Annotated in this window: 16 protein-coding genes; 12 read left to right on the top strand and 4 right to left on the bottom strand. The window is 68.0% G+C overall.

Annotated features, from left to right (window positions below; all coding sequences use genetic code 11):
- Positions 1-119: 119 nt before the first annotated feature.
- Positions 120-2,726, bottom strand: a complete 2,607-nt coding sequence (locus FVE25_RS42975; RefSeq protein WP_157253275.1) for a phosphoenolpyruvate synthase — start codon at positions 2,724-2,726, stop codon at positions 120-122.
- Positions 2,727-2,818: 92 nt separating this feature from the next.
- On the opposite strand from FVE25_RS42975, the gene FVE25_RS42970 reads away from it, so the two are divergent.
- The 5 genes from FVE25_RS42970 (at position 2,819) to FVE25_RS42950 (ending at position 7,107) form a co-directional block, all read left to right on the top strand.
- Positions 2,819-3,403 carry a TetR/AcrR family transcriptional regulator gene (locus tag FVE25_RS42970; protein WP_157253274.1) on the top strand — a complete coding sequence of 195 codons (585 nt, stop codon included), beginning with the start codon at positions 2,819-2,821 and terminating at the stop codon, positions 3,401-3,403.
- A 289-nt stretch (positions 3,404-3,692) separates the two neighbouring features.
- On the top strand, positions 3,693-4,862 hold the full coding sequence (locus FVE25_RS42965) for a cytochrome P450 (RefSeq protein ID WP_246268315.1): 1,170 nt from the start codon (positions 3,693-3,695) through the stop codon (positions 4,860-4,862).
- Between the two features lie 30 nt (positions 4,863-4,892).
- Positions 4,893-5,639 carry an HAD family hydrolase gene (locus FVE25_RS42960; RefSeq protein ID WP_157253272.1) on the top strand — a complete coding sequence of 249 codons (747 nt, stop codon included), beginning with the start codon at positions 4,893-4,895 and terminating at the stop codon, positions 5,637-5,639.
- Between the two features lie 23 nt (positions 5,640-5,662).
- A complete protein-coding gene (locus tag FVE25_RS42955; RefSeq protein WP_157253271.1) occupies positions 5,663-5,926 on the top strand; it encodes a DUF4031 domain-containing protein in 264 nt (87 codons plus the stop codon).
- A gap of 86 nt (positions 5,927-6,012) precedes the next feature.
- Complete coding sequence (locus tag FVE25_RS42950; protein ID WP_157253270.1) at positions 6,013-7,107, top strand: winged helix DNA-binding domain-containing protein; 1,095 nt, start codon at positions 6,013-6,015, stop codon at positions 7,105-7,107.
- Positions 7,108-7,179: 72 nt separating this feature from the next.
- On the opposite strand, the gene FVE25_RS42945 is transcribed toward FVE25_RS42950, so the two are convergent.
- Positions 7,180-7,386: a cold-shock protein gene (locus FVE25_RS42945; protein WP_157253269.1), complete on the bottom strand. Its 207-nt coding sequence runs from the start codon at positions 7,384-7,386 to the stop codon at positions 7,180-7,182.
- Between the two features lie 850 nt (positions 7,387-8,236).
- Positions 8,237-8,491, bottom strand: a complete 255-nt coding sequence (locus FVE25_RS42940; protein WP_219825909.1) for a GntR family transcriptional regulator — start codon at positions 8,489-8,491, stop codon at positions 8,237-8,239.
- A gap of 1,172 nt (positions 8,492-9,663) precedes the next feature.
- Here FVE25_RS42940 and FVE25_RS42935 point away from each other — a divergent pair.
- A complete protein-coding gene (locus FVE25_RS42935; RefSeq protein WP_157253268.1) occupies positions 9,664-10,104 on the top strand; it encodes a GntR family transcriptional regulator in 441 nt (146 codons plus the stop codon).
- Between the two features lie 347 nt (positions 10,105-10,451).
- Here the strand turns inward: FVE25_RS42935 and FVE25_RS42930 are convergent, their stop codons facing one another.
- Entirely contained in the window at positions 10,452-12,032 is a 1,581-nt protein-coding gene (locus FVE25_RS42930) for a transcriptional regulator (RefSeq protein WP_157253267.1), read from the bottom strand.
- A 344-nt stretch (positions 12,033-12,376) separates the two neighbouring features.
- Between FVE25_RS42930 and FVE25_RS42925 the strand changes: the two genes are divergently transcribed.
- The 6 genes from FVE25_RS42925 (at position 12,377) to FVE25_RS57190 (ending at position 16,783) form a co-directional block, all read left to right on the top strand.
- Complete coding sequence (locus FVE25_RS42925; protein WP_157253266.1) at positions 12,377-12,736, top strand: hypothetical protein; 360 nt, start codon at positions 12,377-12,379, stop codon at positions 12,734-12,736.
- A gap of 384 nt (positions 12,737-13,120) precedes the next feature.
- Positions 13,121-13,312 (top strand): hypothetical protein, encoded by a 192-nt coding sequence (locus FVE25_RS42920; RefSeq protein WP_157253265.1) that lies wholly within the window; start codon positions 13,121-13,123, stop codon positions 13,310-13,312.
- 26 nt (positions 13,313-13,338) lie between these two features.
- Positions 13,339-13,701, top strand: coding sequence for a hypothetical protein (locus FVE25_RS42915; protein ID WP_157253264.1), 363 nt, complete (start codon positions 13,339-13,341; stop codon positions 13,699-13,701).
- A 152-nt stretch (positions 13,702-13,853) separates the two neighbouring features.
- A complete protein-coding gene (locus FVE25_RS42910) occupies positions 13,854-15,968 on the top strand; it encodes a cell division protein FtsK (RefSeq protein WP_219825908.1) in 2,115 nt (704 codons plus the stop codon).
- 394 nt (positions 15,969-16,362) lie between these two features.
- Entirely contained in the window at positions 16,363-16,539 is a 177-nt protein-coding gene (locus FVE25_RS42905; protein WP_281367967.1) for a helix-turn-helix domain-containing protein, read from the top strand.
- A gap of 91 nt (positions 16,540-16,630) precedes the next feature.
- On the top strand, positions 16,631-16,783 hold the full coding sequence (locus tag FVE25_RS57190) for a CopG family ribbon-helix-helix protein (RefSeq protein WP_157253263.1): 153 nt from the start codon (positions 16,631-16,633) through the stop codon (positions 16,781-16,783).
- The last annotated feature ends 3 nt before the right edge of the window (positions 16,784-16,786 follow it).

Genomic DNA, 16,786 nt, shown 5'->3' with positions numbered 1-16,786 from the left:
CTGTCCGTCAGTTGGGCTGTCCGTGGGTATCCGACGAGATCATCGCAGAATGTCAGCCTCTTGTACGCCAAACCGGTTGCGCACCGTCATTTTCTCCCGTCACAGAAGATCCACCGGCATCACAGGAGATCCACGATCCCCCGGGTGCCGTCCAGCCGCACCCGCGCCCCGTCGGGGATGAGGACGGTCGCCCGGTCCACCCCCACCACGGCCGGCAGCCCCATCTCCCGCGCCACCACCGCGCCGTGCGTCATCATCCCGCCCACCTCCAGCACCAGCCCGCGCACCGCCGCGAACAACGGCGTCCAGCCCGGATCGGTGAACGGCGCCACCAGGATGTCCCCCGGCTCCAGCCTGGCGTCCTGCGGCCGCAGCACCACCCGCGCCCGTCCCTCCACGACGCCCGCCGACACCGCCTGCCCGGCCAGCACCCCGTCCCGGTCCGGGACCGCCCGCGCCACCGTGACCACCTCGCCGTCGCCGGTCAGCACCCTGGGCGGGCGCAGGGCCCAGTCCGCCTCGTGCGCCGCCCGCCGGCCGGCGACGAGTACGGCCGGCCGTACCCCTATGTCTTCCTGCGCCAAGAGGCGGCGCAGCTCCTCCAGCGTCAGGTAGTGCACGTCGTCCACGCGCTCCAGCACCCCGGAGGCCACCAGCCCCGCGGCCTCCTCGTGCAGCGCCCGCCGCAGGAGGGCGAAGAGCCGGACGGTGAAGTACTTGTCGTGCTCGCGCAGGGCCAGCAGCTCCCGGTGGACGCGGACCAGGCGGGTCATGAGCGCGGCCTTGGCCCGGCCGCCGCGGGTCGCCCGCAGCCGCGCGCGCAGCCGCTCCGCCGCCTGCCCGGCCTCCCTCCGGCCGCGGTGGAAGCGCTCGCGGTGTTCGCCCGGTCCCATGGTCGCGGCGTTGGCCAGGATTCCGGCGAACAGCTGGGCCGGGTCCTCCTGCCAGCGGGTCCTGGCGAGGTCGAGCTCGCCGGGGGCGCGCATGCCGTACCTGGCGAGGAAGGCGCGGAAGGCGTCGGTGAACTCCCCCGCGGGCCACTCGCCCGAGCCGTCGGTGCGCAGGAACGCGAGGACACCGGGCCGGTCGCGGGCGAGGTCGGCCAGGTCGCCGATGGCCAGGCCCAGCTCGGTGGTCACGTTGCCCGGCAGCGACTTGGCGAGCGCGGGCACCTCGGCGTCGTCGCCGAGCCAGCGCCGGCTCAGCGCGCCGATCAGCGCCCCGGCCACCATGCCCGCCACCGGCTTCAGCAGGATCCGCGTGTACATGCCGGGCGACACCTGGCGCAGGACGCGCTGGACGCGGCGGACCCGGGCGGACCCGGCCTCGCCCACGGCCAGTTCGGCCTCGGTCATGCGCAGGGTGCGGGTGATGAACTCCTCGGCCTCGGCACGGGCGGCGGCGGGCCTGGCCAGGCTCGCGGCGATCGTGGCGAAGGTGCGGGCGGCGAAGCGGGCCACGGCCAGCTCGGCACGCGGGCTGAGGCGGTGGGCGGCGCGGAAGCCCGGCCGCGCGGCGACCAGCGCGACCGCGGCCGCGGCCTGGTCGTCCATGGTGGCGAGCGCGCGGGTCAGCAGCGGGCGGCCGAGGCGGGTGGACAGCACCCGGGTGAGGTCGATGTAGACGCGTCCGCCCGCGGGCACCAGGTAGGGGCTCTCCTGGCCCGGGGCGCCGGCGCCGAAGGGGTAGAACGTGCGCAGGACCGAGCGGCCGAGCGGGGTGATGGGGTCGGTCATCATCTGCTGGTGGCCCATGGAGAAGTAGACCCGGGGCCCGTCCCCCAGGCGTTCCGGCACGGGGAACAGCGAGGTGATCGGCCGTGACTGCACGATGTGGAAGCGGCCGCCGGCCCAGGCCCATTCGATGTCCTGGGGTGTGCCGTAGTGGCGTTCGATGCGCCGGCCCAGCTCCGCCAGGGCGCGGATACGGTCGTCGGGCAGGGCCTGGCCGCGGCCCGCGGGCTCGACGGTGCGGGTCCCGCCGCCGGGCACCGGCTCGACCGCGACCCTCTTGCCGCCGATCGCCCGGCCGGTGACGACGCCCCGCCGTACCCGGTAGAGGTCGGCGTCGACCAGGCCCGAGACGATCGACTCGCCCAGCCCCCACGAGGCGTTGACCACGACGTCGCGGCGGTCGCCGGTGACCGGGTCGGCGGTGAACATCACGCCGGACACCTCCGGCTCGACCATGTGCTGCACGACGACGGCCAGGCCGACGCCGCGGTGCCCGAAGCCGCCGCGGGCGCGGTAGGCGACGGCGCGGTCGGTGAACAGGGAGACCCAGCAGCGGCGGACGGCGTCCAGGAGCTGCTCGCGGCCGACGACGTTGAGGAAGCTGTCCTGCTGACCGGCGAAGGAGGCGCCGGCGAGGTCCTCGGCGGTGGCCGAGGAGCGGACGGCGTAGGCGCGCTCCTCCCCCTCCTTCGTCCACGCGGCCAGCACCCGGGCCCTGACCTCGGCGGGGAACGGCAGCTCCAGCAGGTAGGCGCGCACCTGCCCGGCCAGGGCGCTCAGCGCGCCGAGGTCGGCGGGGTCGATCCGGTCGAGCCCGGTGTACAGCTCGGCCATGCGGGGGCCGCCCCGGACGAAGGTCTCGAAGGCGGCGGTCGTCACGCAGAAGCCGCCGGGCACGGGCAGGCCGGCGCGGGTCAGCTCGCCGAGGTTGGCGCCCTTGCCGCCGGCGCGGGCGATCTGGCTCGCGTCCAGCTCCTCGAAGGTCGCGATCAACGGGCACCTCGTTTCTTCGTCGTTGTTGGAGAATTCTGCCAGAGTTGACCAAGTTTCTTCAACACCGGTGAAGAAAAGTAAGATCGCAGGCGATGAGCGAGTCGGGCGCCGGACGGCGCGGCAGGTGGCGCAGCGGCGAGGAGAGCCGCCGGCGCATCCTCGAGGCCGCCCGCGCGCGGTTCGCCGGCCAGGGGTACGACGCGGTGACCATCCGCTCCCTGGCCGCCGACGCCGGGGTCGACCCGGCGATGATCCACTACTTCTTCGGCAGCAAGGACAAGCTGTTCGCCGCCGCCTTCGGCGGGCCCGAGAGCCCGCGCGCCCCGCTGGACGCCGTCCTCGACGAGGGCCTGGAGGGAGCCGGGGCGCGCATCGTGCGCGGATTCCTGGCCGCCTGGGACGACGCCGCCGACGTGGAGCCGCTGCTGGCGCTCATCCGGTCCGGCCAGGCGCCGGAGATGGTGCGGCAGTACATCGAGCGGGAGTTCACCGCGCGGCTGGCCGATCGCCTGCCCGGCCCCGACGCCGGGCTGCGCGCGCAGCTCATCACCGGGCAGCTGCTCGGCCTGGCGCTGGTCCGCTACAGCCTGCGCCTGCCCGGCCCCGCCGCCGCCGGCGCCGGGGACCTGGCCGCCGCCTACGGCCCGGCGATCCAGGCGATCCTCGACGGTCCCTGAGAGCTTTCTCACCCGATCGCCGGGGTGCGCGCCCTCGGGGGTAACCCTGGCCCGACCCCTGGCCGCCGGGCCGGGATCCCCCAAAAGCCCCCGGCATGCGGGCGGAGCGGAGACGGGTGCGGGCTCGGCTGCGTAACGTGTCGTCCGGATGTGCCCGCCGTACCCGGAAGCCATGGCGGTGGAGGAGGTGGACGAAGGCCACTCTGCAGGTGGGACCATCTATACCCGGGGTATCTCTAGGCGATTTATCCCGACATAATGCGATTGCGCCTCCGGCAGGATGGGTTTGATGTCTGAGTCCGAGTTCCCCCTAGTGCAGTTCATGCGCGAGGGCTTCGATCCCGTGGCCGAACTGGCCAGGATCCGCACCGAGCAGCCGGTGTTCCCCATGGAGATCCCCGGCGACCAGACCGTGTATCTGGTCACGCGCTACGAGGACGTACGCGCGGTCCTGGGCGACCACGAGCGGTTCAGCAACGACTTCGCGGGCGTCATCGGCCTGGGCTCGAACCAGGACGACCCGGGCGGCCTCGGCTTCCGCGACCCGCCCGAGCACACGCGGCTGCGCAAGTACCTCACCCCCGAGTTCACCATCCGCCGCCTGCGCAGGCTGGAGCCGAGGATCGAGGCGATGGTCGAGGAGCACCTCGACCGCATGGAGGCGGCGGGCAACAGCGCCGACCTGATCGAGACGTTCGCGCTGCCGATCCCGTCACTGGTCGTGTGCGAGCTGCTCGGCGTGCCGTACGAAGAAAGAGCGGACTTCCTCAAGCTCAGCACCGACCGCTTCGACTTCACGGCCGGGCCGGAGGCGTCGCTGCAGGCCATCAACGACGCGATGGTCTACCTGACCGACCTCGTCGCCCGCGAGCGGCAGAAGCCGGGCGACGGGCTGCTCGGCCAGCTCCTGCGCGAGCACGGCGACGAGCTCGACGACCGCACGCTGGCCAGCATGGCCGACGGCCTGCTCACCGGCGGCCACGACACCAGCACCAGCATGCTCGCGCTCGGCTCCCTCTGGCTGATGGAGAACCCGGAGGAGGCGGCCAGGGTCCGCGAGGAGGACGGCTACGTCAACCAGGTCGTCGAGGAGCTGCTGCGGTACATGACGGTCGTCCAGGTCGCCTTCCCGCGCTTCGCCCGCGAGGACCTCGACCTGTTCGGCACGCCGATCCGGAAGGGCCAGCTCGTGCTCTGCTCGCTGGCCGCCGCCAACCGCGACCCGCAGCTCGGCCCGCAGATCGACAAGGTGCTGCCCAGCCGCGAGACCATGGGCTCCCACCTGGCCTTCGGCCACGGCATCCACCGCTGCGTCGGCGCGCCGCTGGCCCAGATGGAGATGCGCATCGCCTACCCCGCGCTGCTGCGCCGCTTCCCGAACCTCCACGTGGCCGGCGAGGTGCCCTTCCGCAAGCTCGCGATCGTCTACGGAGTGGAGAAACTGCCGGTCGCCTGGTAGCCGGAACACAGGCAGCGTAACGTCACGTATGTGAACGGACACGCCATCGACCTGACCGCCATCAGCGCCGTCGTGTTCGACAGCGACGGCGTGGTGACCGACACCGCCCGCGTGCACGCGGCCGCCTGGAAACACGTCTTCGACGGCTTCCTGCGTGGCCGCTCGGCGCCCTTCGACATCCTCGCCGACTACGTGCGCCACGTCGACGGCCGTCCCCGGCTGGACGGCCTGCGCACCTTCCTGGCCTCCCGCGGCATCGAGCTGCCGCAGGGCTCCCCCGACGACGAGCCCGGCAGCCCGACCGTCCACGGCCTGGGCGCCGCCAAGGACCGCGAGTTCCAGGCCCAGGTCGAGAAGTACGGCGTGGCCGCCTTCCCCTCGGCCGTCGGGCTCCTGCACGAACTGCGCCGCCGGGGCTGCCGCACCGCCGCCGTCACCGCCAGCCTCCACGGCCGCAGGCTGATCACCGGCGCCGGGGTGGCGCACCTGTTCGACCTGGTCGTCGACGGTACCGACGCCGCCCTCATGAACCTGCCCGGCAAACCCGACCCCGCCCTCTTCGTGGAGGCATGCCGCCGCCTGGACCTGCCCCCGGCCCGCGCCGCCGTCGTGGAGGCGGCCCTGCCCGGCCTCGAGGCGGGCAGGAAGGGCGGCTTCGGGCTGGTGGTGGCCGTGGACCGCGACGACCGCGCCGCGGAGCTGCGCTCCCTGGGCGCCGATGTGGTGGTCCACGACCTCGGCGAGCTGGAGGCCGTCGGCCGGGTGCCGGTTTTCTAGCCGTTTGCCGGACAATGGAGGGGATGACGATCCTCATTGACCCTCCCCACTGGCCGGGCCCGCGCGGCCTCATGTGGTCACACCTGGTCAGCGACGCCTCGCTGGACGAGCTGCACACCTTCGCCGCCCGCCTCGGCGTCCCGCCCCGCGCCTTCGACCGCGACCACTACGACGTCCCGGAGACCGCCCACGCCCGGGCCGTGTCCCTGGGAGCCGAGGCGGTCAGCAGCCGCGAACTCCTGCGCCGCCTGGTCGAGGGCGGCCTGCGCAAGCGCCAGGGGCGATAGCGGACGCAACCTTGCCGCATTGGCTGAAAGAGTGGGGCTCCCCACGAGAAAGGCTCCTGCGCCATGTCCTTCCGCCCGGCCACGGCATGACCGTTCTGACCACCCGAGCGCTCAACCGCGCGACACTCGCCCGGCAACTGCTGCTCGATCGGGCCGCCCTCCCGGTGCACGACGCCGTCACGCATCTGTGCGGCCTCCAGGCGCAGGAACCCCAGGAGCCGTTCATCGGCCTGTGGTCGCGGCTGCGCCCCTTCGACCCCGCGGACCTCTCTGACCTGCTGCTCCAGCGGACGCTGGTGCGGACCATCCTCATGCGCCGGACCGTCCACCTGCTGACCGCCGGCGACACGCTGGCCTGGCGAGCCCGCCACGACGCCATGCTGCGCCAGCGGATGCTCGGGGTCTACCGGCGCGAGCTCGACGGGGTCGACCTCGAGGAGCTGGCCGCGGCGGGCCTGGCCGTGATGGCCGACGACGAGCCCCGCTCGATGACCGAGATCGGCCGCGCGCTCACCGGACGCTGGCCCGCGCCGGGGCCACGCGTGCTCGGCGAGATGGTGGTCGCCGCCCTCGTCCCGATGGTCCAGCTGCCGCCCCGCGGCCTGTGGCGGCAGAAGGCGGGCGTGCGCAACGCCCTGGTCTCCACCTGGCTCGGCCGCGACATCGACCCTCCCGCCTCCGACGCCGCCGCCGATCCGGTCGGTCAGGCGCTGGTGCGCCGCTACCTGACCGCGTACGGCCCGGCCGCCTCGGCCGACCTGCGCGCCTGGTGCGGCCTGGCCGGGCTGCCCGCCGCCGTGGCCGCGGTACGCGACGAACTGATCTCCTTCCGGGACGAGCGCGGCCGCGAACTCCTCGACCTCCCCGACGCGCCCCGGCCCGACCCGGACACCCCGGCGCCGGTACGGTTCCTGCCCGCCTTCGACAACGCGATCCTCGGCTACCACGACCGCAGCCGGATCATCGACGACGCGCATCGGGGCCTGTCGGTGGCCGGGGCACGGGTCGTCCTGATCGACGGCCGGGTGGCGGCCACCTGGACCGTCAAGGACGACATCGTGACCGTCACGCCACTGGACGACCGCCTCACCGGGGCCGGCCGCGCCGCCGTACACGAGGAGGGGCTCGCGCTGGCGGCCTTCCTGTCCGGCGGCGGTGGCGGCGCGGTGGAGATCACCTGATCCGCTACCGCCCGGGAAACGCGCCGGGGCCCGCACCTGTCAGGTGCGGGCCCCGGCGTTCACGCGTGGCGATCAGACGGGAACGATGTTCTCCGCCTGCGGGCCCTTCTGGCCCTGGGTGACGTCGAAGGACACCTTCTGGCCCTCGAACAGCTCACGGAAGCCGCCCTGGGAGACGATGTTCGAGAAGTGCGCGAACACGTCCGGGGTGCCGTCGTCCGGAGCGATGAAGCCGAAGCCCTTTTCCGCGTTGAACCACTTGACGGTTCCTACGGCCATGTTGATCTCCCTTTGATAGGTGCAGAACCGGAGCCCGTGCCCACGGACTCCGCGCCGCCGCGATGTGCCCATCCGGAGATGACCGGGAACAAAAAATGCACCCGAACGATCCTGCTCGTCAGGTGCACCAGAAGTCTCTATGGGATACCACAACTGCAACTGCATTCAACTCTAACAGACCCTGCAGAGTGCTCGCGCCCGCGGACGCCCGGGAGCCATCTGAAGATCAAAAAGGCCGCTTCCCTGATCAGGAAGCGGCCCTTGACCGTGGTGGGCGATACTGGGATCGAACCAGTGACCTCTTCGGTGTGAAGGAAAACAGGCGAGTCTGATCATGTCGATGTGAGTCGATCGGGTGCCTCTCACCTAACACAACGCTCCGGGGAGGGCTCGGGAAGTCTGCGGGAGCCGACATGCGATGGCTCCCAAGATTGGCTCCCGTGGCTCCTCCCTGGAGAGGGAGAGGAACCACATGTACGGTCCTGGCTACAACAACGGTCGTTTCCCCGAGGAAGCTCCCGTTCTCGTCAGATATCCCCTGCACGACTACCAGACCCATGACCGCGGTTCGTGGCCATGGCTACCAGGTGCTGTCCTGCACCAGTGCGGCCCCGACGAGTGGTGCGTCGTGGTCGAGGTGCCGGCTCTCGCCACACCCGACCCCAGCACGCCGAACGACAGCGCTCCCGAAAGTCTGCTCTACCCCGCCTGCTTCCGGGACGCGACCGAGATTCACGTCGTGAGTCCACATGTGTGGCAGCACGTCCGCGACTCGCTAGAGCACGGCTGACCATAGCCAACAGGCCACCGTCGTATTCGGCGGTGGCCGAGTTGGCGCCGGTCCGTCACGTTACGACGGGTCAGGGGATTCCCTGCCCTGCTCAGCCACGAACGATCCCAATCCGGGCTCGGTGTAGATCAAGCCGTCCTCGCGGAGCTTGGCGACAGCCTTCTGCGTCGTCGCGACGGCCAAGCCGAACTCGTTCATCAACGCCGTGATCGACGGCATGCGCTCCCCGGGTGGGTATTCGCCAGTCTCGATGCGCTCAGCGAGGATCTCATGGAGCTGCTTCCACCTCGGGATACTCGGCTTCCAAACGATCACCTCAGCACGATAGGTGCACTACGCACACCATTGCATCGCTCGTCTTCTAGGTGCACTAGGTATTTCAGGTCTACTATCCAAGACATGGAAGTTCCCGAGTTCGACGTACGGAGAGACCCCGTCAGGGAGCTACGTGCTGGACGTTCGCGGTCTCATGAGTCCGTACCACCGGCGAGTCGCCCTGTCCTCCGCGAGGTCGCCAACCGCCTGGTACACGAGTTGGCCGCCCGAGGCATCGAGTGTGAGGTCTTTGCCCTCAGCCGCACCTGTGCGTGGGTGCCGATCTGGGGAGGACTCACCGTCCGATGCGATGCCCAGACCTTCACGTGGATGAACGGCCATCAAGGCGCACGTCCCATCTACGCCCAAGCTCCCGCCGACGATCCTGCAACCGCCGCAGCCCTCGTCGCCGCTCGGTACAACGAGCTTGCCGCGCAGCACCCCACATACGGACGTGGCGCCACCGAACCCAATTCAGGAAGGGCGATGCCGTGATGCACGTTCCGCCCGGCATCATCGTGCCTTGTGCCTTTGGAGCGGGGGCTGATGACGAGCCGTTCGTGATGCCGCCCCCTCCGCCCGCCGGCGCCCCCTCCGAACCACGGCACCGGTGCGAGGCCGCCCACTGGTGTGGGTTGAGACACTGCCTCAACCATTGTGGCAACTTTCGATGTGGCATCTGTGCCCCGCCCCTGGCAGGTGAGCGGCCGTGCACTCCCCCAGAGATCACGCCCGCGTCCGTGTGCGGCTTGCACATCCTCCCCGTTATCGGCGAGCCCGCCGAGCCGACCTATGAGAGCACTCGCCATGCGGCGTTGCCCTGAGCCGGGCGCGTGCCCCCTATGGACGTCAACGGAGCACGCGCCTTTTCACACCCCGCTTCGGGTGGCACTCTCCCCTCCTCCGAAGCGGGGCCAAGCCCCCCTCCAAGCGACCGCGTTTCCTTGGCGGTCGCTTATCCCTGGCGCGGCCTGTACGTCAGGGCCGCCCCGAAAGGGCCTCCGGGCACGCCAGGTGATCCCACCCGGAGGCCCTTTCCATACAACCGTCAGGAGCCATCCATGAACTGCCAGATCCTCCCAAGTCCTAAAGCTTGGAGAATTTCTTTTATTAACCTGCCTGATTACACAGCCACTTCTCAGCCGGAAGCCCGTAACCAGGCGCGGTGATGTATGAATCTGCAACGCTTGGGCTACACGTCAATCGCCAGCCACCTGCGCATTCGAATCAACAGTGGATCATATGAGCCGGGCATACTGCTGCCGTCAGAGTCGGCGCTGTGTCGCGAATTTGATGTCAAGCGCACGGCGGTAAGGCGCGCCTTTAGCCTTCTTGAGCGTGAGGGACTGATAATAACGATACCAGCGAAAGGTCGCATGGTCAGAGGTGGCCTTTGCTCCACACCGCACCTCTATCAGCAGATTGCACGCGATCTTCGGGAGCAAATCCGCGCAGGTGAACTAACAGAAGAATGCCTCATACCGAGCGAGGCAAATCTACGCCGTCGTTACTCTGCGTCCCGCAATACTGTGCGGCGCGCAATGAGTGAACTTGAGGCCGAAGGGCTGATCATCGCGCGGCATGGAAGCGGCCGTTATGTTCGCGGCGGGTGATCGGCTATGGAGTCGATGGCCAGCGCACGGTGATCACTGTCGAGTCCGTTTCAGCCCGCCAGCTATGATCGATGCCAGGGCCGAACACAACATAGTCACCTTGTCGCGTCAGTGTGGCGGTTCCGACTGACATATCCACGCTGAAGTGTCCCTCAACGAGAATCACGAGGCATGTGCGGCCGTCACCTGGGGCCCACTCAGGGCGTGTCTGACCAGCAGGATGGATTCCCCACTTAACCTCAAGGTGTTCAGTACGGCGGACGCCGCCTGCTATGGGATCCATGAAGTGTCCGAGTATCCATCCTCTGTTGGTCTCGGAATCATCGTGAGCATTGCCGGTGTACCAGTTATCGGCCACTCTCGCCACCCGCTATCGGTTCTATGGTCGGAACATTCACCCGTAAGTCGTCAATCTCGGCCAGTCGCCGCAATCCTTGTGTCAATGCGAAGAGGCCCTCATTGCTCCATGCTGGATCAGCGATTAGCCCGTTAAGCGCGGCGCGATCGAGCGTCGAATACCTGCGCAGGCCGTGTGATTCCCAATTTGCCTTGATGTGTCCGCCGAAGTGCGCCCACCACTCCTCGTTCTCGATGACGATGAGGCTCGCGAACTCGAAATTGCCACTCACTAGGTTGAAGCCGAACCCGGTGCATTCCACGCGCCAATCTGCTTCGCTGGAGTGATCCTGCAGCCAGCGCATGGGTTCCGAGAGGCGGCTAGGGTGCATCGGATCCGCGTCCATGAATTCACCGAGAGTTGAATCGACATCATCGCGGCCAAAAAGCTCCTCCTCCATCTCGCGCTCTATTGTCGCGAGGAGGGATGCATCATTGCCGTAATCCACCAGCGGCCCATGGAATGCTTTGGGGATGACAGCGAGCCGGCGTGCAGCATTCAGTACGTGTCCTGAGCGTTCCTGAATTAACAGCAGGTAGTCTGGAGCGTCGCGGCGCAATCTACGCCCAGGTCTGGCAACGGCGAAAACCGTTGGCGTTCCCCCTGCGCAAAGTCTGCGCCCCACATCAACGACCGATGAGACGTCCGGGAGATACCGGTCACGCAACGGCAGCTGGCCAGGGGCAGTGTCCACGCCCATAGCCAGCGCGTCGATAAGCTCGGCCTCCATAAGATCCAAGGTCAGCGCATAGTTAACGAATCTCGTCACCCCTAGGGCGCCTTCGATTCTCCCCGGCTCAACGTCCACCCGCTCAAGTCGATAGAGTGGGGCATTTACCAGGCGAGCTTTGGTCTCAATTGCGACGGCTAGCCGATTTACTGCAGCCAGCGAGCCAATGGGTTCCATCGGAGACGCCGATTCATCGACTACACCGTTGAACTGGAGATAGTCATCCACGGCTAGCGGCACTCTGATATCGAGCCACGAATCCTTCGTCAGAATACTGGTCTCGACTACCCTGCTATCGACATGCGCTCGATAGGAGCGATATTCACCGACGCCGGCTTCGTAGTAACGCGCAAGCCCACGCGCTATCTGAACCCGTGAGATTCTCGACCGCGCACGAGCTTTGTCCTGGATAACAATGGGATTTAGCGACGAAAGTCTCTCCGCCACCAGGCGACGCGCTTCGCCGCGTTCCCATCCTGCCCCCTCATCCAGCCATTCGAGTGCGGCGGCGAAGTTGGCGTCTTCTGTGAGCCGAACCGCAGCCTGATTTACTTCCTCAGAATCAAGCGCAGCACCAGCCAAAAGCTTGAATCGCGCTTGGGCGCCCTGTGAGGCCATCTCTAAAGCAGTATCGAGCGCCTGCTGTATCTCTGGGCGTGGGCTCAGATTGAGATTTTCGTGCCACGAGGCAACAGTTCGAACACCAATTCCAAGGTGCGCCGCGAATGCCTCATTACTCATGCGCAATGCGGCCTGGAGCGCACATGCCCGCTGCCCCGTCCAGGCGTCTACAACAGGCACAGCGCTCCCTTGGAAAAGGGGCATCGGCGCCATGATGCAGGCTTCATGCATTGCTCATGCACCGTGCCTGCACTGCACCTGCATGGAATCCCCCATCCACCTTGCGTTGAATGAGAGATGTACAGAGAGGGCGAACAAGAAGGCCCGGAGAAAGGGAAGCGATTGCGCGGCCAATTCGTCCGGACAACCAAAAAGTCAAGGAGAGGAACTCGCGCCCATTCGCTCACCATTCGACCTAGCCCGGCTGAGTAGGTGTCAGGAACTTGCTCAGCGTAGCCCGACCGCACTCAACATGTCCCGTCCTGTCGGGATCTGGCCACAGAACTCGGAAGGAAGTGATCCACATGAGCCCTGTACAGCGCATTGACCGCCGCGAGCTGATCAACGGATTGCGCGCCCTTGCCGCGCTGCTCGACACCAACCCTCAGGTGCCTGTCCCCAGGTACAGCGACACGACGATGTCGATCTACACCCGCTACGAGACCGGCGCCACCAACGACGGTGAGGCGATCGCAGAGGTTCACCGCATCGCCGCCCTGTTGGGGACCACAGTCACCGTCAACGACGGGCACCACTTCACCCGCGTGAGCTTCGGTCCCGTGGGCTACGAGGCCAGGATGATCACCCGCGAGCGGATGACGCTCCACGCCGCGCGCACCTCTTACTGCGACGTGATCTCCCTCGATGGCGACGAGGGGGCGTGAGCGATGGACCTGGCACTGTTCGCCGCTGCCCTAGGCGTGGTCGGGTCAATCTGCGCTCTGGCCCTGTTCATGGCGTTGGTAGTCGCCATTCGCCGTGATGATCGCCGGCACGCCCCCAGCGGAGCGCTGAGCCGATGCGTCTTGGGCACCTACGCCCACCACTGCCACCAGAACGCCTCCTGCTCGGAGAGGAGGTGAAGCCCGATGCGAACCCCGCCCAATCCTCCTGCTGGCCGCTGCCTGTGCGGCGCTCCCGCCGACCACGGAACCCGGCGCTGCTCGAAGTGCCGCGCGCGCTGGCGCTGGTGCCGCCGCAAGTCCCGCCACGACGGCATCTGACCCTGCCCCCTGCCGATGCCCCACTGAGAGGGAGGTGAAGCCCCCGTGAACGTGTCTGTCCCGCTGGTGCTCCTGGTCGGCGTGGTGGTGCTGATCGCCTGGCGCTACCTAGGCATGAAGCTCTGGCACGCGATCGCCGCGCTGCTGTTCGGCTTCCTGCTGGCCGCTACCGCGCTCGCCCCCGACATCCGCCGCGTGATCCGTGCCGTACTCGGCTGGATCACCGGCGGTCCATGACCCCGACCGAAGGAAGGTGATGCCTAGTGACCCAACGCCACCCATACCCGCCCACTGACCTGCAAGGAGCTGCCACCCGCAACACCACCGCCGCCCGCCTCCTCACGGCGTTCGCCCAGGGCGCTCCCGCTCTCGACGAGATGTGGCAGCACATACACGCCGCTCTGGCAGACACGCCCGACCTGATCAACCAGATAGCTGATCTGCGCGCCGAGCTGGCCGCCACCCGCCGCCGCCGCGCCGACCTGATCGCGGCCATCCGCGCCACCCTGGCCGCCCACAAAGAGCGCGAACACGACCCGCTGTACTACATCCGTGACGAGCTGGCCGCCCAGCAGCGCGCCGACGCCCGCCACGCCCCCGGCACCGGCGGCGGTGGTGGCCAATGAGCCCTACCCCCGCCGACCAGCCGCTCACGCCGCGCAACGGCGTGCCGCTGGACGGGTTCGACTGGGCCACCCGCCCGCCGAGCCTCGGCACCGCCCCCGACGCCGCTCCACCCGACCGTGCCGCTAGCTCCGGCCCCCGGGGCGGCGACGGGGTGCCCGACCCCGACGAGCAGGGCGCAGACCAGGGCGCGTTCTACGACCGGGAATCGGTCCCCGAGAATCGGCGCACGATCGGCCCGCCGGTCGATCCCCCCGGCAACGAGGTGCCCCCGGACAGATCCGAGTCCGGTCGCAGACGCGCCCCGGTCATCCCGCCGTGGATGCGCACGAGGGCAGGCAGACGCGCCATGCTCGCCTGGTGGGCCCGGGACGCCGCGTACGTGCTTGGCTACCACACGGTTCGCCTGCCCAAATACGCGGCCAAGACCCTGCTGTACGCGCCGGTCGGGGTCATCTCCGGTATCGCCGGCGTGCTGCGCTGGGCCACCGCGGAAGAGCACAACCGGGAGATGCGGCAGGACGCAGCCAACCGTAACGACGCCGCCACCTGGCTCAAGCTGGACAAGCAGCGCGAGCGCCAAGCACGCTGGCGCTGGTCGGTGCTACTCCTGCTCAGCCTGCTCACCGGGGCGACGGTGGCCAGCCTGCTCCTGCTGGACGTGAACGTGCCGACATGGGCACCGTGGGCAGTGCTGGCCGCACTCACCCCGATCCTGGCGCGCGCCGGACGTCCGGAAGACAAGCCGATCACCGACCGCGTCAGCCACAGCCCGCGCTATCGAAAGCTCACCGCCGAGCTGGTGCGCCGTGCGCTGCTCAGCATCGGTATCGCGGCGATCAACCAGGCCGTTGCCAAGGACCAGCACGCGATCAGCTTCCCCAGCGAGATCCACCGCGACGGCCCGGGACACCTGGCCATCGTCGATCTCCCGTTCGGGGTGGAGGCATCCGACGTCGTCGCGCGGCGGGGGCGACTGGCCTCTGCCATGCGGCTCCCGCTCGATCAGGTGTGGCCAGAGCCTGCCCCAGGCCATCCCGGGCGGCTGGCACTGTGGGTCGGCTACCAACCGGCCAGCAAGACGCAGACACCCGCGTGGCCGCTGTTGAAGGGCGGCAGCGTGGACGTCTTCACGTCGTTCCCGATCTTCGTCACACCCCGGATGGAGATCGTCAACGCCATGATGATCTTCCGTAATTGGCTGGTCGGCGGTCAGCCCGGGTCGGGTAAGACGTTCCTGCTGCGGCTGCTGGTGCTGGCCGCCAGCCTCGACCCGCGCGCTGAGCTACGCGGGTATTCGTTCAAGGGCGTGGGTGACTTCGCGGTGGTGGAGCCGGTCTGTGCCGAGTACGGCGACGGCCAGGACGACGACACCATCGGTAGGGCTGCCGCCCTGATCAAGTGGCTGTATCACACCGAGTGCCAGCAGCGCGCCGCAAGAATCGCCCACTATCACGCACTCGGCATGGCCCCGGAGAACAAGGTCACGCCCGAACTGGCCTCCCGCAAAGGCTCGGGGCTGCACCCGCTCGTGGTGTTCCTGAGCGAGGTACAAGAGCTGTTCCAGCACCCCGTCTACGGTGCCGAAGCCGGGGAGTTGTGCGAAAAGGTGATCAAGCTCGGGCGTGCGCTCGGCGTGATCCTGCTGCTGGACACCCAGATCCCGGACAAGGACAGCCTCCCCACAGGGATCACCCGCAACGTCAACACCCGCGTATGCATGTCGGTCCGCGATCAGGTCGCCAACGACATGATTCTCGGCACCGGCATGTACAAGGCGGGATACCGCGCCACCGTGTTCGAGCCCGGTGACGACACCGGACCGGGCGATGCCGGGTGGGGCATCGTCGTCGGCGTCGGCAAACCCGCCGCCCTGCGCAGCTTCGAGGTCAACGCCGACCAAGCAAAACAGGTCATCACCCGGGCGATCGCAATGCGGGTAGCCGCGGGCACCATGCCCGCCCCCGACACGCAGACCCGGCCCGACCCGCCCGCGTACGACCTGCTGTCCGATCTCGCGCGTATCTGGCCGGCGGAGGAGGAAGCCGCGTGGAACATGCTCCTGTGCGAACGGCTGACCGAACTGCGGCCACCGATCTATGGGGGGTGGCGCTCCGAACAACTCACCAGCGCACTCAAACCGCTCGGGGTCAAGGTCGGACCGATCGGCCGCCGCATCGACGGCAAGAAGCACACCAGGCGCGGCATCTACCGCGCCGAACTCGCCCGCGCCATAGCGGAACGTAACCAGAACCAACCCACCGACTGATCGGGAATGGTGCTTCCGGAAGCAACCGGCCCTGCTTCCGGAAGCACCCCCGCTAGCACCCAGAAAGGCCATCTGACCAGGCCGGTAGCAGATAGCAGCCAAACCTGCGGCCAACCCTTGGACCCCTTCAGGAGGTGGTTTCTTGACCCCAGACACGCTCATCGCTTCCGCAGTCATCGCGCTCCCGATCCTGCTCACGCTGCGTTACATCTACCTGTGTTACGCCCGACCGTTCCGCAAACACACCCGATGCAAAGGCACCGGCCGCATCCCCTACCTGTTCGGCCGTGGCTGGCGCTTCTGCCCCCGCTGCAACGCCACCGGCCTACGTCTGAGAGCCGGCCGCCGCGCATGGAACCACATTCGCCGACTCCAGAGAGAGGGGTGATGTTGCTTGCAGGCATACACAGTCGAGCAGGTGGCCGACATGCTGAGCATCGGGCGCGACAAGGTCTACTACCTTCTCCGCACTGGACAGCTCAGAAGCATCAAGATCGGCAAGCTTCGCCGGATCACGGATCAGCACCTTGCCGACTTCATAACCTCACTCGAACCCGTAGACGAGGCGTAGAGCAACGTGCTACAACGTTCTACATAACCGGGTGCAGCGCACACCGGTACAACGCCTCTTGATAACTGCATGACACGAAAGGAAGCCGTCAATGACGCGCGACCGAACGACTCTGCCACCCGTCCGGGTGGATGTGGAGCTGAAAGACCGTCTCCGCAGGCACGCAGAGTCGCAGGAACGAGATGTGTCGTGGGTGATCAGGAAGGCGATCGAGGAGTACCTCAACCGTCATGAGAAGGGGTGATCC

The sequence above is a fragment of the Nonomuraea typhae genome (assembly GCF_009760925.1).
GTDB lineage: Bacteria > Actinomycetota > Actinomycetes > Streptosporangiales > Streptosporangiaceae > Nonomuraea > Nonomuraea typhae.
This window is presented reverse-complemented; position numbering and strand designations above follow the sequence as displayed.